Annotated in this window: 18 protein-coding genes; 11 read left to right on the top strand and 7 right to left on the bottom strand. The window is 58.6% G+C overall.

Annotation, left to right across the window (positions count from 1 at the left end):
• Nucleotides 1-60: 60 nt before the first annotated feature.
• Both ETG88_RS18365 and rnz read right to left on the bottom strand, forming a co-directional pair.
• Nucleotides 61-1,065 (bottom strand): chemotaxis protein, encoded by a 1,005-nt coding sequence (locus ETG88_RS18365; protein WP_129036052.1) that lies wholly within the window; start codon nt 1,063-1,065, stop codon nt 61-63.
• Nucleotides 1,066-1,129: 64 nt separating this feature from the next.
• Nucleotides 1,130-2,047, bottom strand: coding sequence for a ribonuclease Z (rnz, locus tag ETG88_RS18360; RefSeq protein ID WP_129036051.1), 918 nt, complete (start codon nt 2,045-2,047; stop codon nt 1,130-1,132).
• Between the two features lie 71 nt (nt 2,048-2,118).
• Between rnz and ETG88_RS18355 the strand changes: the two genes are divergently transcribed.
• From ETG88_RS18355 to ETG88_RS18310, 10 genes are all read left to right on the top strand, one after another.
• Nucleotides 2,119-2,580, top strand: coding sequence for a GNAT family N-acetyltransferase (locus tag ETG88_RS18355; RefSeq protein ID WP_100779460.1), 462 nt, complete (start codon nt 2,119-2,121; stop codon nt 2,578-2,580).
• Nucleotides 2,581-2,632: 52 nt separating this feature from the next.
• Nucleotides 2,633-2,938: a stress response protein ElaB gene (gene elaB, locus ETG88_RS18350; protein ID WP_100780844.1), complete on the top strand. Its 306-nt coding sequence runs from the start codon at nt 2,633-2,635 to the stop codon at nt 2,936-2,938.
• Between the two features lie 96 nt (nt 2,939-3,034).
• Complete coding sequence (menF, locus tag ETG88_RS18345) at nt 3,035-4,330, top strand: isochorismate synthase MenF (RefSeq protein ID WP_129036050.1); 1,296 nt, start codon at nt 3,035-3,037, stop codon at nt 4,328-4,330.
• Between the two features lie 88 nt (nt 4,331-4,418).
• Entirely contained in the window at nt 4,419-6,089 is a 1,671-nt protein-coding gene (gene menD, locus ETG88_RS18340) for a 2-succinyl-5-enolpyruvyl-6-hydroxy-3-cyclohexene-1-carboxylic-acid synthase (RefSeq protein WP_129036049.1), read from the top strand.
• Nucleotides 6,086-6,862 carry a 2-succinyl-6-hydroxy-2,4-cyclohexadiene-1-carboxylate synthase gene (menH, locus tag ETG88_RS18335; protein WP_129036048.1) on the top strand — a complete coding sequence of 259 codons (777 nt, stop codon included), beginning with the start codon at nt 6,086-6,088 and terminating at the stop codon, nt 6,860-6,862. The genes menD and menH overlap by 4 nt, the downstream gene beginning before the upstream one ends.
• A complete protein-coding gene (menB, locus tag ETG88_RS18330) occupies nt 6,859-7,716 on the top strand; it encodes a 1,4-dihydroxy-2-naphthoyl-CoA synthase (protein WP_100779464.1) in 858 nt (285 codons plus the stop codon). The genes menH and menB overlap by 4 nt, the downstream gene beginning before the upstream one ends.
• On the top strand, nt 7,716-8,681 hold the full coding sequence (gene menC, locus ETG88_RS18325; protein WP_129036047.1) for an o-succinylbenzoate synthase: 966 nt from the start codon (nt 7,716-7,718) through the stop codon (nt 8,679-8,681). Before menB ends, menC begins: the two co-directional genes overlap by 1 nt.
• Nucleotides 8,678-10,039 (top strand): o-succinylbenzoate--CoA ligase, encoded by a 1,362-nt coding sequence (gene menE, locus ETG88_RS18320; protein ID WP_129036046.1) that lies wholly within the window; start codon nt 8,678-8,680, stop codon nt 10,037-10,039. Before menC ends, menE begins: the two co-directional genes overlap by 4 nt.
• Before the next feature lie 159 nt (nt 10,040-10,198).
• Complete coding sequence (locus ETG88_RS18315) at nt 10,199-10,741, top strand: YfaZ family outer membrane protein (RefSeq protein ID WP_129036045.1); 543 nt, start codon at nt 10,199-10,201, stop codon at nt 10,739-10,741.
• A gap of 93 nt (nt 10,742-10,834) precedes the next feature.
• Complete coding sequence (locus ETG88_RS18310) at nt 10,835-12,034, top strand: nicotinamide mononucleotide deamidase-related protein YfaY (protein ID WP_129036044.1); 1,200 nt, start codon at nt 10,835-10,837, stop codon at nt 12,032-12,034.
• A gap of 29 nt (nt 12,035-12,063) precedes the next feature.
• Here ETG88_RS18310 and glpC read toward each other — a convergent pair whose 3' ends face one another.
• The 3 genes from glpC to glpA are packed head-to-tail and all read right to left on the bottom strand — an operon-like array spanning nt 12,064 to nt 16,128.
• Nucleotides 12,064-13,254 (bottom strand): anaerobic glycerol-3-phosphate dehydrogenase subunit GlpC, encoded by a 1,191-nt coding sequence (gene glpC, locus ETG88_RS18305; RefSeq protein WP_129036043.1) that lies wholly within the window; start codon nt 13,252-13,254, stop codon nt 12,064-12,066.
• Entirely contained in the window at nt 13,251-14,510 is a 1,260-nt protein-coding gene (gene glpB, locus ETG88_RS18300) for a glycerol-3-phosphate dehydrogenase subunit GlpB (protein WP_129036042.1), read from the bottom strand. The genes glpC and glpB overlap by 4 nt, the downstream gene beginning before the upstream one ends.
• A complete protein-coding gene (glpA, locus tag ETG88_RS18295; protein ID WP_129036041.1) occupies nt 14,500-16,128 on the bottom strand; it encodes an anaerobic glycerol-3-phosphate dehydrogenase subunit A in 1,629 nt (542 codons plus the stop codon). The genes glpB and glpA overlap by 11 nt, the downstream gene beginning before the upstream one ends.
• 256 nt (nt 16,129-16,384) lie before the next feature.
• On the opposite strand from glpA, the gene glpT reads away from it, so the two are divergent.
• Entirely contained in the window at nt 16,385-17,737 is a 1,353-nt protein-coding gene (gene glpT, locus ETG88_RS18290) for a glycerol-3-phosphate transporter (RefSeq protein ID WP_100779472.1), read from the top strand.
• A gap of 40 nt (nt 17,738-17,777) precedes the next feature.
• On the opposite strand, the gene yfaE is transcribed toward glpT, so the two are convergent.
• Nucleotides 17,778-18,032, bottom strand: coding sequence for a class I ribonucleotide reductase maintenance protein YfaE (yfaE, locus tag ETG88_RS18285; protein WP_015959801.1), 255 nt, complete (start codon nt 18,030-18,032; stop codon nt 17,778-17,780).
• Nucleotides 18,032-19,162, bottom strand: coding sequence for a class Ia ribonucleoside-diphosphate reductase subunit beta (nrdB, locus tag ETG88_RS18280; RefSeq protein ID WP_100779473.1), 1,131 nt, complete (start codon nt 19,160-19,162; stop codon nt 18,032-18,034). Before nrdB ends, yfaE begins: the two co-directional genes overlap by 1 nt.
• Between the last annotated feature and the right edge of the window lie 63 nt (nt 19,163-19,225).

The following is a 19,225-nucleotide window of genomic DNA, read 5'->3' as shown; positions in this document are numbered from 1 at the left end:
CCGCCTCGGCGGGTTTTTTATTGCGGGTGAGAAAAGCGCTACCCGGCAATCAGACTCAAATCAAGCCAGCTGTTTGCGGCTAATCAAAGGCCCATCAATCTTCTTCATCGACCGATCCAGCACTTCCTCAATCACCGATGACAGCTCGTTAAGCTCAAACTTCGCCACGTAGCCATCGGCCTTCACCTTGCGGATATGGTCTTCGTTGGCGTTTCCGGACAGGGAGGAGTGAATCACCACCGGAATATGCTTGAGGAACTCGTCAGATTTGATTTTGCGCGTCAGCGTAAACCCGTCCATCTCCGGCATTTCGAGGTCGGTCAGCACCAGCGCGATTTTATCGGTGATCGGCACGCCTTCGGCCTGCGCCTGTGCAGCCAGCACGCCAATTTTTTCCCACGCTTCTTTGCCGGTGATATGCAGCTGGGCCGGGATGTTCATCGCCTCCAGCCCTTTTTCCAGCATGGAGCGGGCAACCTTAGAATCTTCCGCCACAATCGCCAGCGCGCCAGGCTTGATGTTGAATTTGCTGATTTTCAGGTTATTGGCGTGCAAATCGTGGTTCGCCGGGGTGATGTCATACAAAATCTGCTCAACGTCGAGCACCATCGCCAGATCGTTGGTATCCGTCTCTTCATCGAGGCAGGCGATGCTGGTGATGTAGCGTCCGCTGACGGCGGTTTCCGCTGCATGGACCTGCTTCCAGTCCAGACGCATGATGTTTTCTACCGACTCCACGGCAAACGCCTGCACGCTACGGGCGTACTCGGTGATCAGCAGAATGTTCAAACCGGTGGCGGGTTTACAGCCGGCCACCGCCGAAAGATCGATGACCGGGATCACCTGATCGCGAATATTCACCATACCCATCAGCGGCGACTTCATGCCCGCGGGCTTGGTGAATTCCGGCATCGGTACAATTTCACGCAGCTTAAAAACGTTAATGCCAAACAGCTCAGACTTGTTCTCATTCAACGAGGTACCGAGGCGGAACAGCAACAGTTCAAACCGGTTCGACAGGGTCAGATTGGCCCTGTCATCAATATCTTTCTGGAAATTATCCATTTTACCCTCAAGTGAGATGCTTGCCTTTTAATCGTTATCGGCACGCCGAGGGAAAAGTGAAGGGCTAAACGCAAACCTGCATGAAATCGTGGGCCAGCTCGCACTCTTTGAACACTTCCCGGCACTCCGCCAGCAGCGCCGCGCAGCCCTGGGCATCGTAGCGAGAGCTGACGTGGGTGACGATCAGTTTCTGCACGCCCGCGTCTCTGGCAAGGGTTGCCGCCTGACGCGTAGAGCTGTGCCCACGGCTGTTGGCTTTCTCTTCCATCGCTGTCTCAAGGGTCGCCTCGTGGACCAGCAGATCAACGTTGTGCGCCAGAAGCAGCGCTTCAGGGCAGGGCGCCGTATCGCCAAAGATCGTCACTTTTTTACCGGGAACCGGGGCCGCGAGATAAGCCTGACCGTCAACAACGCGGCCGTCATCCAGCGTCACGGTTTCGCCATTTTTCAGCTGCTGGAACAGCGGGCCTGGTTTGATGCCGTCGGCAATCAGCGCGGCGGCGTCCAGTGCGCCGGGTTTGTCGTGTTCTTCCACACGATAGCCATAGCACTCCACCGGATGATTCAGCGGCTGCGCGGTCACCGTAAAACGCGCGTCCTGGAACACCACGCCTTCAGCGATCTCGATCACCTCCAGCGGATAATCGGTCCACGACCCGCTCAGGCGCAGCGTAGTCTCGACAAACGCCTGAATGCCCTTCGGACCGTAGATCGTCAGCGGTCTGGCATTCCCGGCCATCGAGCGGCTGCACAGCAGCCCTGGCAGACCAAACAGATGGTCGCCGTGCAGGTGAGTGATAAAAATTTTATCCAGCTTGCCGGGGTGATACGCGGTGTGTAACAGCTGATGCTGCGTCCCTTCACCACAGTCGAAAAGCCATAAACCCGCGTGCGTCGGGTGCTGTAAATCGAGCAGGATTGCCGTCACATTTCGTGATCGGGTTGGCACACCGGCGGACGTACCGAGAAAAATCAGTTCCATAACATCATCAGACTCTATGACTCACGAGAAGTGTTTAGTATAACGGGATGATACTTAAGAAGGAGCCTGACATGATCCAGTGGCAAGATTTACATCACAGTGAACTGACCGTTTCCGCCCTTTACGCGTTACTCAAATTACGTTGCGAAGTGTTTGTCGTCGAACAGACCTGCCCCTATCAGGATATCGACGGCGATGACCTGGTCGGTGAGAACCGCCATATTCTCGGCTGGAAAGATGACGCGCTGGTGGCGTATGCGAGGATTCTGAAAAGTGAAGACGATTTCGACCCGGTGGTGATTGGTCGGGTGATCATCAGCAGCAACGCGCGAGGTGAAAAACTCGGCTATAAGCTGATGGAACAGACGCTCGAATCCTGCAAAAAACAGTGGCCAGACAAGGCGTTATATCTCGGCGCGCAGGCGCATCTGCAGCCATTCTATGCCCACTTTGGGTTCGCCCCGGTGACAGAGGTGTACGACGAAGATGGTATTCCACATATCGGCATGGCGAGGGAAGCGAAACAGGCGTAATAGCCTGTCGTTGTCTATAGTTAGGGACTGAAGCACTCACATGGAGAAAAATATGTCATTTCAATCCTGGGATTCCCGTATCGACGACGACCTGGCGCTGCTTAGTGAAACACTGGAAGAGGTGCTGCGCTCCTCAGGCGACCCGGCAGACCAAAAGTATATTGAGCTGAAAGCGCGTGCTGAACAGGCGCTGGAAGAGGTCAAACACCGCGTCAGCAATGCCTCCGACAACTACTATTACCGGGCCAAAAAAGCGGTCTATCGTGCCGATGATTACGTGCACGAAAAACCGTGGCAGGGCATTGGCGTAGGGGCGGCTGCCGGCCTGGTGCTGGGGCTTCTGCTCTCCCGCCGCTAAGTTTATGCAAAAACGGTGACCCCTCCCTAAACGTGGGTACTGCTTTTTACGGTAAGTACCCCGTATAATGTGAGGTTTTAACAGGGAGAGGTCAGCGTGCATTCGATTTCAATTGCGATTGAACGTCTTGGTCAGTTTCTGGCTCAAGCGTTTCCGCCGACACCCGGCACGCGTCATGTCGACGTCTCTTTCCCGTTAAACGATGCCTTCGATCCCCTGGCCTGGCTGGGTGCTCAGGTGGCCTATCCTCAGTTTTACTGGCAACAGCGTAGTGGTGAGGAAGAGCTGGCCGCCCTCGGCGCGGTGCACCATTTCTCGTCACTCTCGCTCGCCCGCCAGTTTCTCCAGACTCACGAACTTTCCGATGACACCCGCATTTGCGGCCTGAATGCGTTTGCTCCTGAAAAGAGCCACCTGTTTCTGCCGCGCCTGCTCTGGCTGCGTCTTGGGGGCGTGGCGACACTGCGACTGAACCTGTCGAGCGACCATTCGCTTGCGGATGATGCGCAGCAGGCGAGAGCCTTTTTACAGCAGCTCTCACCCGCCAGAACAATTACCCCGCTCGCTCCGCACAAGGTGCGCGAAACGCATCTGCCTGAAAAACCGGAGTGGCTGCGGCTGATTTCGCGGGCCACCGAGACCATTGCCAGCGGCGCATTCGAAAAAGTGGTGCTGGCGCGAGCGACGGATTTGCACTTTGATCGGGGCATCAACGCCATCGCTCTGATGGCAGCCAGCCGTCGGCTGAACTTCAACTGCTACCATTTCTGCATGGTATTCGACGCCCACAGCGCGTTTATGGGCTCCTCGCCGGAGCGCTTGTGGCGTCGACGCGGCAACCACCTACGCACCGAAGCGCTGGCGGGCACCGTGGCCAGCCATCCTGACGATCGCCAGGCTCAGTATCTGGGCGAATGGCTACTGGCCGACGACAAAAACCAGCGTGAAAACATGCTGGTGGTGGAAGACATCTGTCAGCGGCTACAGCACCATACCCAGGCGCTGGAAGTGCTTCCGGCGCAAATCGTTCGTCTGCGCAAGGTGCAGCATTTGCGCCGCTGTATCTGGACCGAGTTAAAACACCCCGATGACGAGCAGTGCCTCCAGCTATTGCAGCCGACGGCCGCTGTCGCCGGTTTGCCGCGCCTGTCAGCGCGCGATTTTATTCAGACATATGAACCGTTCGATCGGGAGTGGTACGCCGGATCGGCCGGATACCTCTCTTTGGCACAAAGCGAGTTTTGCGTGGCGCTTCGCAGCGCGCGCGTCAGTGATTCAGCAGTCAGACTTTACGCCGGGGCAGGGATTGTCAGTGGGTCCGTGCCTGAGGACGAGTGGCAGGAGATAGAAAACAAAGCCGCAGGGCTGAGAACACTGCTCCTTATGGATTAATACTGAGTCGCACATTCCCGATTCATATCAAAATTCAATCACTCTCTATTATTTATACTGTGTCTTAATATTGATACCGGACAATTTCATGTCAGTAAGTTCTTTTAACCGCCGCTGGGCGACGGTCATTCTCGAAGCCCTGACGCGCCATGGCGTCAGGCATGTGTGTATTGCGCCGGGCTCACGTTCAACGCCGCTGACGCTGGCGGCGGCAGAAAACCGGGCGTTTATTCATCACACCCATTTTGATGAACGCGGTCTTGGTCATCTGGCGCTCGGGCTGGCAAAAGTCAGCCAGGCACCCGTGGCGGTGATTGTGACGTCCGGTACGGCGGTGGCGAACCTTTATCCGGCCCTGATTGAAGCCGGGCTGACGGGCGAAAAACTCATTCTCCTCACCGCCGATCGTCCGCCTGAACTGATCGACTGCGGCGCCAACCAGGCGATCCGCCAGCCGGGTATCTTTGCTTCTCATCCATCCCAGTCGATCGCCTTACCGCGCCCGACCCAGGACATTCCCGCCAGCTGGCTGGTGTCGACGCTTGATAACGCGCTCGGCTCCCTGCGCAGTGGCGCATTGCATATCAACTGCCCGTTCGCCGAACCGCTGTACGGCGAAATGGACGACACCGGCGTTGAGTGGCAGCAAGCCCTCGGCAACTGGTGGCGCAGCGATAAACCCTGGCTGCGTGTACAAACTCATCTTGAAAGCGCCAGACAGCGCGACTGGTTTTTCTGGCGACAAAAACGCGGCGTCGTTCTCGCCGGGCGCATGAGCGCCGCCGAAGGCAAGAGGGTGGCCGAATGGGCGCAAACCCTGGGCTGGCCGCTGATTGGCGATGTGCTTTCGCAAACCGGGCAGCCGCTGCCGTGCGCCGATCTCTGGCTGGGAAATGCCAAAGCGGTAACGGAACTGTCGCAGGCACAAATCGTGGTTCAGCTCGGGTCAAGCCTCACGGGTAAGCGCCTGTTACAGTGGCAAGCCACCTGCGAGCCGGAAGAGTACTGGCTGGTGGACCCGCTGGACGGACGGCTGGATCCGGCGCACCATCGCGGGCGTCGTCTGGTCAGCACCATCGACGAATGGCTGGATGCGCATCCGGCGGAAAAACGCCAGCCGTGGGCGACGGATATTCCGGCGTTGTCGCGCCAGGCCTGGGAGTTAACCTCCCGCCAGTGCGAAGGCTTTGGCGAGGCTGAGCTGGCGCACCGCATCCGCCACTATCTGCCGGAGCAGGGCCAGCTGTTTGTCGGCAACAGCCTGGTGGTGCGTCTGATTGATGCCCTGTCAAAACTGCCGGCCGGGTATCCGGTCTACAGCAACCGTGGCGCCAGCGGGATTGACGGTTTGATCTCAACGGCGGCGGGCGTGCAGCGCGCCAGCGCGAAATCGACCCTGGCGATTGTCGGGGATTTATCGGCGCTGTATGACCTGAACGCGCTGGCACTGCTGCGCCAGGTCTCTGCGCCGTTTGTGCTGATTGTGGTGAACAATAACGGCGGGCAGATTTTCTCCCTGCTGCCGACGCCGCAAAGCGAGCGCGAGCGATTCTATCTGATGCCGCAAAACGTGCAGTTTGAACACGCCGCGGCGATGTTTAGCCTCAAATACCATCGCCCGGAGAGCTGGGCCGATCTCGACGACGCACTCAGTCGCGCCTGGCGGCAGCCGGGCACCACGCTGATTGAGCTGGTGGTCAACGATTCCGACGGCGCGCAGACGCTGCAAAGCCTGCTCGCCCAGGTGAGCCATCTATGATTCTGGCCGGTGAAAGGCGTGTCGGTAAGCCAGGGTTGCCCTGGCTGGTCTTCCTGCACGGTTTTTCCGGCGACTGTCGCGAATGGCAGACGGTGGGCGCGATGGTGCCCGACTATCCGCAGCTGTATCTGGATCTTCCTGGGCACGGCGGTTCACAGGATATTGCCGTCTCTGGGTTCAGCGACGTGAGCCAACTGCTGACCAATACGCTGCTTAGTTACAACATACTTAACTACTGGCTGGTGGGGTACTCTCTCGGCGGCCGCGTTGCGATGGTTCATGCCTGTCGGCAGCCGAAAGGGCTGGCGGGGCTGATTGTCGAGGGCGGTCATCCGGGCCTGTGCGATGCGACAGCGCGAGAGGCGCGAGCCGAATCTGACCGCCGCTGGGCGCAACGTTTTCGCGATGAACCGCTGCCGTCAGTGTTTCGTGCCTGGTATCAGCAGCCGGTTTTTGACTCACTGACTGACGCGCAGCGTGACGAACTCATCACCCTGCGCAGCCAAAATAATGGTGCAACGCTTGCCGCCATGCTGCAGGCCACCTCCCTGGCGAACCAACCTGATTTACGCGCGGCGCTGAACGCCCGCACGACGCCTTTTCACTATGTGTATGGCGAGCGCGACGAGAAGTTTGCAGCCCTCGCGGCTGAACTTAACGCCGAACGCCATGTGATTCCCAATGCCGGACACAACGCCCACCGGGACAATCCCGCTGCGGTTGCCGCGAGTCTGGCGCAGATACTGCGTTTTCGAATAAAGGACATCCCATGATCTACCCTGATGAACAAATGCTGTATGCCCCCGTTGAATGGCAAGACTGCTCCGAAGGCTATACGGATATTCGTTACCACAAATCGACGGACGGCATTGCCAAAATCACCATCAACCGTCCGCAGGTGCGTAACGCGTTTCGTCCCCTGACCGTGAAAGAGATGATGCAGGCGCTGGCCGATGCACGTTACGACGATAACGTCGGCGTGATCGTTCTGACCGGCGAAGGCGACAAAGCTTTCTGCGCGGGCGGCGATCAGAAAGTGCGCGGCGACTACGGCGGATATCAGGATGACTCCGGCGTACATCACCTGAATGTGCTCGACTTCCAGCGCCAGATCCGCACCTGTCCAAAACCGGTCGTGGCGATGGTCGCTGGCTACTCCATCGGTGGCGGCCACGTGCTGCACATGATGTGTGATCTGACGATTGCCGCTGAGAACGCCATTTTCGGCCAGACCGGTCCGAAAGTCGGCTCCTTCGACGGCGGCTGGGGTGCGTCCTATATGGCGCGCATTGTCGGTCAGAAAAAGGCGCGTGAAATCTGGTTCCTGTGCCGTCAGTACGATGCCAAAGAGGCGCTGGATATGGGTCTCGTCAACACGGTGGTGCCGATTGCCGATCTGGAAAAAGAGACCGTTCGCTGGTGTCGCGAAATGCTGCAAAATAGCCCAATGGCGCTGCGCTGCCTGAAAGCGGCACTGAACGCCGACTGCGACGGTCAGGCCGGTCTGCAGGAGCTGGCGGGTAACGCCACTATGTTGTTCTACATGACCGAAGAAGGGCAGGAAGGCCGCAACGCGTTTAACGAAAAACGCCAGCCGGACTTCAGCAAATACAAACGGAATCCGTAATGCGTCGCGCGCAGGTTTACCGCTGGCAGATACCCATGGACGCGGGCGTGGTGCTGCGTGAACGGCGGATAAAAACCCGTGACGGTCTCTTCGTCCATCTGCAGCAGGGTGAAAAGCAGGGCTGGGGCGAAATCTCGCCGCTGCCGGGCTTTAGCCTTGAGTCCCTTGACGACGCCCAGGCCGCGCTGCTGAGCTGGGTGAATGCCTGGCGCGAAGGGGCTTCTCCGGCACTGCCGGAGGTGCCTTCTGCCGCCTTCGGTATTAGCTGCGCGCTGGCCGAGCTGGACGGCACGCTGCCGGACGCGGCGGATTACCGCGCCGCGCCGCTCTGCTCGGGCGATCCGGACGAACTGTTTGCCGCCCTTAGCGCTATGCCCGGCGAGAAAGTCGCCAAGGTCAAAGTGGGCCTGTACGAAGCCGTACGCGATGGCATGGTGGTCAATTTGCTGCTCGAAGCGATTCCGGATTTGCGTCTGCGTCTGGATGCAAACCGCGCGTGGACGCCGCTCAAGGCGCAGCAGTTCGCGAAGTACGTCAATCCGGTGTATCGCGATCGCATCGCATTTATGGAAGAGCCGTGCAAAACCCGCGACGACTCGCGCGCCTTTGCGCAGGAGACGGGAATTGCCATTGCCTGGGATGAAAGCCTGCGTGAAGCGGATTTCCAGTTTCTCGCCGAGCCGGGCGTGAGTGCGGTGGTGATCAAGCCGACGCTGACGGGCAGCCTGGATAAGGTGCGCAAGCAGGTTGCTGCGGCCCACGCTCTCGGCCTGACGGCGGTGATAAGTTCTTCCATTGAGTCGAGCCTTGGCCTGACGCAACTGGCGCGGATTGCCGCGTGGCTCACCCCGCAGACCATTCCGGGGCTGGACACGCTCAATCTGATGCAGGCCCAGCTGGTGCGTCGCTGGCCGGAGAATACGCTCCCGCTGGTGGACGTTGAGGCGCTGGAGCCACTGCTATGAGCTTTACCGACTGGCCGTGGCGGCACTGGTGTCAGCGAAAGGCCGATAAACCCGCGCTGCGCCTGAACAGTGACACGCTGACCTGGCATCAGCTGTGCCAGCGCGTTGATGCGCTGGCAGGCGGCTTCCATCAGCAGGGCGTGCAGGATGGCGACGGGGTGATGCTGATGGCGCAAAACCATCCCAGCACTCTGCTGGCCTGGCTGGCATTACTGCAATGCGGCGCGCGGATTTTACCCGTCAACCCGCAGCTTCCACGTCCGCTGCTGAATGTATTAATTCCCCAGATGACGTTGCGTTTTGCGCTGGTGCTGGATGGCGAGTTCGACGTATTGCCACCGGTGTTGATGCGCGAATCAGCTGGTCACTACGCCGCCCCCTGGCAACCTGCGCGGCTGGCATCTATGACGCTCACCTCCGGTTCGACCGGTCTGCCAAAAGCGGCGGTACATACCTGCGACGCGCATCTTGCCAGCGCGCAGGGGGTGCTCTCTCTGATGCCTTATGGCGACGATGATGACTGGCTGCTTTCCCTGCCTCTTTTTCATGTCTCCGGACAGGGGATTTTGTGGCGTTGGCTACTGGCCGGCGCGCGATTAACCGTGCGTGAAAAACAGCCCCTGGAGCAGATGCTGGAGGGCTGCACACATGCCTCGCTGGTGCCGACGCAGCTCTGGCGTTTGCTGAATCACCCTGATCCTGTCGCCCTCCGGGCCGTCCTGTTGGGCGGCGCGGCGATCCCCGTTGAGTTAACCCTTCGGGCGCAAGAGCAGGGGATCAAAACCTGGTGCGGTTACGGGCTGACGGAATTCGCTTCGACAGTCTGCGCGAAAGAAGCCGACGGGCAACCGGATGTCGGAACTGCGCTACCGGGGCGCGAGGTTAAAATTGTGGAAGGTGAGGTCTGGCTCCGGGCCAAAAGTATGGCCAGCGGCTACTGGCGCGACGGCGGATTAGCGCCCCTTGCCAATGCGCAAGGCTGGTTCGCTACCCGCGATCGCGGGGAGTTACATGACGGCCGTCTGACTCTTGTCGGGCGCATGGATAATCTCTTTTTCAGCGGCGGAGAAGGCATTCAGCCGGAAGAGCTGGAGCGCGTCATTAGCGGGCATCCGCTGATTCATCAGGTTTTCATCGTGCCGCTGGACGACGCCGAATTTGGTCAACGACCGGTGGCGGTGGTCGAATGCGCAGAAGACGCGGATATCACGACCTTCCCGGAGTGGGTGGGCGATAAGCTGGCGCGTTTCCAGCAGCCGCGGCACTGGCTGGTTTTGCCCGCTGAGCTAAAAAGCGGTGGGATCAAAATCTCCCGTCGGGCGCTGCAGCAGTGGGTGAACGCTTTTCTGAAAGGCTAGCGTTTTCAGGCAGCTGCGGCGGCTGGCTAACGCCATAAAGTTTCAAATCGTTACAATCTAAACGTCATACGCACCGATAGCGCATTGATCCCTGGATTTCTCGGGTTAAAATCGCGCGGTTTTGGGATATCTATTTTAAATGAGTGCGGGATCACGACAATGAAAAAAGTGGCATTACTGGGCCTGAGCGGCCTGATGTTTGTATCTGCGGCGGCAAATGCAATCTCTTTTAGCGGCCAGGCGGGTAAGGATTACACCCACCTCGGTTTTGGCATGGGCACAGACACCTCCGGCCTGGCGATGACCGGTGGCTGGACTCACAACGATGACGACGGCGATGCCGCGAGCCTCGGTCTGGGCCTGAACATTCCGCTGGGTCCATTCCTGGCGACCGTTGGCGGGAAAGGTATCTACACTAACCCGAACGACGGCGACGAAGGCTACGCAGCAGCAGTGGGCGGCGGTTTGCAGTGGAAAATCGGCGACAGCTTCGGTCTGTTTGGTGAGTACTACTACTCTCCGGATTCCCTCTCCAGCGGTATCGACAGCTATGAAGAAGCCAACGCCGGTGCGCGCTGGACCATCATGCGTCCGATCACCATCGAAGCCGGTTATCGCTACCTGAACCTCGCCGGTAAAGACGGCAACCGCGACAACGCGCTGGCCGATGGCCCGTACGTGGGCGTGAGCGCAGGATTCTGATTTTAGGGTGCGGCGTCCTGCCGCACCTGTTTCTCTCTTCCCCCCACATCTGATTGCGCTATAGTGTTTCCACTAAATAAGTGGGAGAACACGATGATAAGCGTGGAAATGTTGTCCACTGGCGACGAAGTGCTGCATGGACAAATTACCGATACCAATGCGGCCTGGCTGGCCAATTTTTTCTTTGAGCAGGGTTTACCGTTAACGCGCCGTAATACCGTCGGCGATAGCCTCGAGTCGCTGGTCAACGTGCTGCGTGAGCGCAGCGAACATGCGGATGTGCTGATCGTCAACGGTGGCCTCGGGCCAACCAGCGACGACCTCAGCGCACTGGCAGCGGCGACGGCCAAAGGCGAAGGGCTGGTGCTGCATAAAGAGTGGCTGGTGCAGATGGAACGCTTCTTCAGCGAGCGTGGCCGGGTGATGGCGCCCAGCAACCGCAAGCAGGCGGAAATCCCCGCCAGCGCCGAGTTTATTAATAATCCAGTCGGCACGGCCTGCGGTTTTGCGGTCAAGCTGAACCGCTGCCTGATGTTCTTTACCCCCGGCGTTCCCTCTGAATTTAAAGTGATGGTCGAGCAGGAAATTATGCCGCGCCTGCGCGAGCGGTTCACACTGCCAGAGCCGCCGATTTGCCTGCGCCTCACCACCTTTGGCCGTTCGGAAAGCGATCTGGCGCAAAGCCTCGATCCCCTTGAGCTGCCGGAAGGGGTATCAATGGGCTACCGCTCCTCAATGCCCATAATCGAGCTGAAACTGACCGGTCCGGCGACGCAAAAAGAGGCGATGCTGGCGGCATGGCCTGAGGTGCAGCGCGTAGCGGGTGAAAATCTGATCTTTGAAGGCACCGAAGGATTACCGGCGCAAATCGCCCGTCATCTTCAGGACCGTCAATTGAGCCTGACCCTGAGCGAGCAGTTCACCGGCGGTTTGCTGGCGTTGCAACTCTCGCGGGCAAACGCCTCGCTACTGGCGAGTGAAGTGGTGCCTTCGCAGGAAGAGACACTCGCGCAAACCGCCCACTGGACGGCCGATCGTCGGGTCAACCATTTCGCCGGACTGGCGCTGGCGGTGACTGGCCTTGAAGATGAGCATCTCAATTTTGCCCTCGCCACACCGCAGGGCACTCACGCTCTGCGCGTGAAAATGAGCGCCACGCGTTACAGCCTGCAGGTGCGCCAGGAGGTGTGCGCGATGATGGCGTTGAATATGCTGCGCCGCTGGCTGAATGGCAAAGAGGTCGCCAGCGATCATGGCTGGATAGAGGTGGTGGAAACACTGTTTATCGAGTGAAAAAACCGGGGCAAAACGCCCCGGTCTGCTTAGCTGAGCGCTTTCGCCAGCAGGGAGATTGGATGTTCACAGCGCAGGCTCGTGGACATCTCGATCTGCCATTTGCAGGTTTCGCAGTCGGTCACCACCAGGTCCGCGCCGCTCTCTTCGATCTGGCGGAACAGCGGCGCACCAATGGCCTGCGACGTCGGGTAGTTTTCGCTTTTAAAGCCGTAGGTCCCTGCAATCCCGCAGCAGCGCGAATCCAGCACTGTCAGTTCCAGCCCCGGAATCAGCCTGAGTAGCTCCAGCGTATAAATCGCCCAGCCCATTTTTTCCATATGACAGGGTGTGTGATACACCACTTTCAGCGGTAATTTCTTTAACGGCAGCCTCTGCCCGCTATCCAGTTTGCGCCAGATAAAACGGGTGGCCAGCTCGATGTGCTCGCGCAAACCGCTGTTATCGACGTCCAGCAGATGCGGATATTCATCCCGCAGCGTAAAGGTGCAGGTGGACGACGTGGCGAGGACCGGGATCCCTTTGTCGACAATCGCTTCGCGCAAGGAGGTCACGTTGTGTCGGGCCTGTTTACGCGCCCGGTCGGTAAAGCCGTTGGCAATCAGCGGCACGCCGCAGCATTTCTCTTTATTCAGCAACTGCACGCCGGTGCCCATTGCATTCAACACGCTGACCAGATCTTTGCCCAACTGCGGGTGGTTATAGTTCACGTAACAGCCGTGGAAGAACGCGGCCTGGTCGGTGTACTGCGCCTGTCTCTCGGCAACGCTTTTATACCAGCGGCGGAAAGTCCCGTGGGAGTATTTGGGCAGAGTGCGGTGATGATCGATTTTGAGCGCCACGTCGAGGAGCTTTCGCACCGGTTTCAGCGAGGTCGCCGCATTCACCAGCGGGGCGAACGGCGTGGAGACGCTGCCCATCAGATCCGTATGGCTTAAAATGGCATCACGAAGGGTCGGTTTTTGCGTGCTGTACTGCGCCCGCGCGCGCTGGATAATATCCCCGATTTTAACATCAGAGGGGCAGGCGACTTCACAGCGCTTGCAGTTAATGCAGTATTTCAGCGCGTCGTCGTACAGTGCGCCATCTTTCAGGCGCAGACGCTCGCCGTCCGGCCCGGCCTGTTTCGGCCCCGGGTAGCGCGGATTCACGCTGCTCACTGGACAGACGGTGGTGCAGACGGTGCATTTGATGCAGCTTTCAAAACGGGTATCGTTCATGGTTGTTCTCCCGCTCGCTGGCAAATCTGTTCGGCAACGGACAGCGCCGTGATGGCGCAGACACCGCCGCCGCAGCCCTGGGCTATCGGGTCAAAACCGCCCAGCACCGAGCCAATGGCGTAAAGATTGTCGATCGCCACGCCGGAAAGCTGCGGGCGCAGATGCTCATCGGTGATGACACCAAACTGCTGCCACGGCTGGGGTGTGAAGAAATCGCTCTGATACCAGTCGGCGCGGGAGGCGCTCTGGCGCACGTCCAGCCCCATCACCGCCTCGCGGATCCCTTCGCGGGTGCTGATTAATCCGTTACTGAAGAAACTGCCGCTCGCCAGTACCACAAAACGGGCACGCAGCGGAATATCCTCATGGTTTCGCGTCCAGACGGCATGGGCGTTACCCGCTTCAAGCGACACTTTTTTGACTTCATCCCCCGCCATCCAGACGCCGCCCTGAGCGATAAACTGCCGCTGAAGCTGATTGTGCAGACGAATCCCTGGCACAGATGGCGGCAGCGTCGGCAGCAGCCAGAGCGGGCAGGGGAGGCGATCGCTGAGCCAGCGCCACAAACGATTATCCGTCAGGCCAAAACAGGCCGGCATGTACAGGGCATCGACGCCCTGCGCCAGAGGATGTAAGGCGTCAAAAATCATCGGCCAGTGAACGTCGTTGTCCAGCAGGCGGGCAATATTCACGGCGCGAAACTCACTGGCGTTATCCCGCAGGACATCCAGCTCCGGTAACTCGATCTCCGCCGTGTCCGCGTGAATCCCCTGGTGTCGCAGCGACGCAGCGGCAAGATGGGCCTGAAAATCGAGAAATCCGCTGATGCCAATGACGCAGACGCGCTGGTTCTGGCTGGGGGCGACAGGCACCTCTTCCGGGCTGAGCCAGGCGCTGCGCTGGGTGCCAAGCGGCGTGACGCGGGCGTGATTTTGCCCGGCATTGCCCTTTAAGCGCGCGCCGCTGGCGGCGAGGAGGCTTTCGGTTTCTCGCGCGAAGCGGGCAATATTTTCAACCCCCACCCGGCGGTAAGGGTGTTCAGGCGGCAGGGCCGCCGGGTTTTGCACCGCCGTGAGCGGATTCTGGACGGGTGAACCGTCGGCCATCGCGCCGAGCAGGTCCAGGGAGCCTGACGAAAAATGCAGCGCGCTTTGACCGCGACTGATAATGGCGCAGCGCTGGCCGCTTTGCGTCAGCTTCAGGCCGCACAGCAGCCCGGCGAGACCGCCACCAATAATCACCGTATCAAATTTCATCGTGCTGCTCCTTTTCCAGTCCGCACAGCCCCTGGTAGACCCAGCGGGTAAATTCGCTTTCGCGCAGCGCATCGCCCCAGGCGACAGGCTGCACCCCTTTCCAGCGCTCATTGAGGAACTCGCTGAGCTGCGTCAGTGATTGCGTGGAGGTGGTGACATTGAAACGCTGTAACAGGCCCGCCGCGCGGCAGGCGCACAGCTCGCCCTGACAGGTGCCCATCCCGACGCGGGTACGGCGGCGTAAATCGAGCAGGTTGTTAACCGCCAGATTTTCCACCGCATACTGCACTTCGCCCGCAGTGACGGCTTCGCATTCGCACACCAGGCTGCGGTTGAGGCGGCCCTGGCCCAGCCAGGCGGGCGTGCGATCGCCATGGCGGTAGATGGCCGATCCGCGCAGCGGCGCGGGCAGGGAGATGATTTTTTGCAGCGTTTTTTCGGTTGGCTCCTGCGAGCCTGGCAGCGGGCGCTCAGCAGTGGTGCAGGGCTGCGTATTGCCGAGTTTACGGCACACGGCGTCGGTGGCCCACTGCGCCATCAGCCGGTAGGTCATCAGTTTGCCGCCGGTGATGGTAATAAAACCTTCCAGCCCGTCACGCGCGGCGTGATCGAGCAACACAATGCCACGGCTGACGTTGCGCCCGCTCGGATCGTCGTCGCTGGCGACCAGCGGGCGTACCCCGGCATAGGCGCGCAGAATGCGGGTTTGCGCCATGATCGGCGCCAGTTTTTCCCCTTCGCGCAGCAGGATATCCACCTCTTCGGCAGTCACCCGATTACAGTCGATATCGTTGTAATCAATGTGCGTGGAGGTGGTACCAATCAGGGAGATGGTATCGCCCGGCACCAGGATGTCGGCGTCGGACGGTTTGCGGCAGCGGTTGATGACGTGATTGTTGATACGGTGATCGAGGATCAGCAGCGAGCCTTTCGCCGGGAACATGCGAACGGACAACTCTGCATACTCCGCAATGTGCTGGCCCCAGATCCCGGCAGCGTTGACCACCACCCCTGCGTACAGCTCGCTGTGTTCTCCGTACAGGCGATCATAGACACGCACGCCCCGCACGCTGTCGCCTTCACGGATAAGCCCTGTGACTTCATGCGCGGTCAGAATGGTCGCGCCGTGTTCGCGGGCATCGAGCATATTCGCAGCCGTCAGGCGGAAGGGGTCCACGGTGCCGTCGGGCACTTTCACTGCGCCCAGCAGGGCCGGGTTTACCGCCGGTTCGATGCGTCGGGCAAGCAGAGGATCTATCGCTTCGGCATTGATACCCGCGTTAGTGCAGGCGGTAATAAAGGTTTTCTGAAACGCCAGATCGTCCTCTGGCAGCGTGATAAACAGGCCGTCTGTGGGTTCAATGCAGTGGCGGGCGATGCGTTTGAGAATCTGGTTTTCGGCGATGCACTCGCGCGCGGATTCGTTGTCGGTCACGGCGTAGCGCGCGCCGCTGTGCAATAAGCCGTGATTGCGCCCGGTGGCGCCGGTGGCGATATCGTGACGTTCGAGCAGCGTAACGCTTAAGCCTCGCAGGGCGCAGTCCCGCGCCATCCCGGCGCCCGTTGCGCCGCCGCCAATGATAATCACATCGCTATAACGGGGATCGCGGATTGCCATTGTCTTCCCTCATGTTCGTTTTTTACCATTTAGCCACATCAAAAATGTGGTTTGTTTGATTTCGAACACAAACGAGCGCAATTCGAAAATGAAATGTGATTCCGTGCGCCTTTTTGAGCACTGTGTCATATTTCTGTAACAATTCGTGCGTTGATTCACAGTAACAATCGTCGTGATTATTTAACATCCCCAACCTCTCTGGAGCTGGGGTGCAGTAAAAGCCCTGGCAATTAACAATATGGCCACGGAGGCTGTTATGCTCAGTATCTTCAAACCTGCTCCGCATCGGGCACGTCTGCCAGAGGCAGAAGTTGACCCGCTTTATCGCCGCCTGCGCTGGCAAATCTTCCTCGGAATTTTCTTCGGCTATGCCGCTTACTATCTGGTGCGCAAAAACTTCGCCCTGGCGATGCCGTATCTGGTTGAACAGGGGTTTTCGCGCGGTGACTTAGGTTTCGCGCTCTCCGGCATTTCAATTGCCTACGGTTTTTCGAAATTCATCATGGGGTCGGTCTCGGACCGCTCGAATCCGCGCGTCTTCTTACCGGCGGGCCTGATTCTGGCTGCGGCGGTCATGCTGTTTATGGGCTTTGTGCCCTGGGCGACCTCCAGCATCGCAGTGATGTTTGTGCTGCTGTTTATCTGCGGCTGGTTCCAGGGAATGGGGTGGCCACCGTGCGGACGTACCATGGTCCACTGGTGGTCGCAGAAAGAGCGCGGCGGGATTGTGTCGGTGTGGAACTGCGCCCATAACGTCGGCGGTGGTATTCCGCCACTGCTGTTCCTGCTAGGGATGGCGTGGTTTAACGACTGGAAAGCGGCGCTGTACATGCCTGCATTTGGCGCGATTCTGGTGGCGATGATTGCTTTTGCGCTGATGCGCGATACCCCGCAATCCTGCGGCCTGCCGCCAATCGAAGAGTATAAAAACGACTATCCGGACGACTATAGCGAGCAGCACGAAGAGGAGCTGACGGCGAAGCAAATCTTCATGAAATACGTTCTGCCGAACAAACTGCTGTGGTACATCGCGGTGGCGAACGTGTTTGTCTATCTGCTGCGATACGGCATTCTCGACTGGTCGCCAACCTATCTGAAAGAGGTGAAGCACTTCGCGCTGGATAAGTCATCCTGGGCCTATTTCTTGTATGAATATGCCGGGATCCCGGGCACGCTGATTTGCGGCTGGATGTCGGATAAAGTGTTCAAAGGCAACCGCGGTGCAACGGGCGTGTTCTTTATGACGCTGGTGACCATCGCCACGATCGTTTACTGGCTCAACCCTCCGGGAAATCCGGGTGTGGATATGGCCTGTATGATCGTGATTGGCTTCCTGATTTATGGCCCGGTAATGCTGATCGGCCTGCATGCCCTTGAACTGGCGCCGAAGAAAGCAGCAGGGACCGCCGCAGGCTTTACCGGTCTGTTTGGTTATCTCGGCGGATCGGTCGCCGCCAGCGCTATCGTCGGTTACACGGTCGATTTCTTCGGCTGGGACGGTGGCTTTATGGTGATGATTGGCGGCAGCATAATGGCAGTATTGCTGCTAATTGTGGTGATGTTCGGTGAAAAACGTCATCACGCGGAGATGATGCAGAAACGTGGATAAAAAAATGCCCGCGAAAGCGGGCATTTAGTGCGTGCAGGCATTACATCTCGATTTCGATATCGCCTTTTGCCCGGCAACAGCAGGGCAAAATTTCCCCTTCATTGATGAACGCCAGCGGCTCGGTGAGCCAGTCGACCTGGCCTGCCACTAAACGGCAGCGGCAGGAGCCGCAGTAACCGGCGCGACACTGGTATTCGACTTCCACCTGATGCGACTCGAGCGCGACCAGCAGAGAAGGGTGCTCTTCGCGGCACAGAACTTCTGTGCCGGAAAGGCTTAGCGTGACGCGGCTCATCAGAGCTGGAAATCGCTCAGGTCGTCAGTATTGACTTCGGAATCAATCTGACCGACCAGATAAGAACTCACTTCCACTTCCTGCGGCGCAACCTGGACGTTGTCGGACACCAGCCAGGTGTTGATCCATGGAATCGGGTTAGAGCGCGTTTTAAACGGCAGCTCAAGGCCCACCGCCTGCATGCGGATGTTGGTGATGTACTCTACGTACTGACACAGAATGTCTTTGTTCAGACCGATCATGGAGCCGTCGCGGAACAGGTAATCTGCCCACTCTTTTTCCTGCTGAGCGGCCAGCACAAACAGGTCGTAGCACTCCTGTTTGCACTCTTCGGCAATCTCTGCCATTTCCGGATCGTCCACGCCGCTGCGCAGCAGATTCAGCATGTGCTGAGTGCCGGTCAGGTGCAGGGCTTCGTCGCGAGCGATCAGACGGATAATTTTCGCGTTACCTTCCATCAGCTTGCGCTCTGCGAAGGCAAATGAGCAGGCAAAGCTGACATAGAAGCGAATCGCTTCCAGCGCGTTGACGCTCATCAGGCACAGGTACAGCTGTTTTTTCAGGGCGCGCAGATTCACGGTCACGGTTTTACCGTTGACGTTGTGGGTGCCTTCGCCCAGCAGATGCCAGTAGCTGGTCATTTCGATCAGCTCGTCATAGTAGTGGGCGATGCCCTCTGCACGTTTCTGGATCTGCTCGTTGGTAACGATATCGTCAAACACCACCGCCGGATCGTTCACGATGTTACGGATGATGTGGGTGTAGGAGCGCGAGTGGATCGTCTCGGAGAACGCCCAGGTTTCGACCCAGGTTTCCAGTTCAGGAATAGAGATCAGCGGCAGCAACGCCACGTTTGGGCTACGACCCTGAATGGAATCCAGCAGCGTCTGGTACTTCAGGTTGCTGAGGAAAATGTGCTTTTCATGGTCAGGCAGTGCCTGAAAGTCGATGCGATCGCGTGAAACATCCACTTCTTCCGGACGCCAGAAGAAGGAGAGTTGCTTTTCGATCAGCTTTTCGAAGATGTCATATTTTTGCTGATCGTAGCGTGCCACGTTGACCGATTGCCCGAAGAACATGGGCTCTTTGAGCTGGTCGTTTTTCGTCTGTGAAAAGGTGGTATATGCCATTGAAGTGAGTCCTGTAGGAGTGTAATGCCGGAAAGCGCTTTGCGTATCCGGCCTACAACACCT

This window comes from Lelliottia nimipressuralis, assembly GCF_004115925.1.
GTDB lineage: Bacteria > Pseudomonadota > Gammaproteobacteria > Enterobacterales > Enterobacteriaceae > Enterobacter > Enterobacter nimipressuralis.
This window is presented reverse-complemented; position numbering and strand designations above follow the sequence as displayed.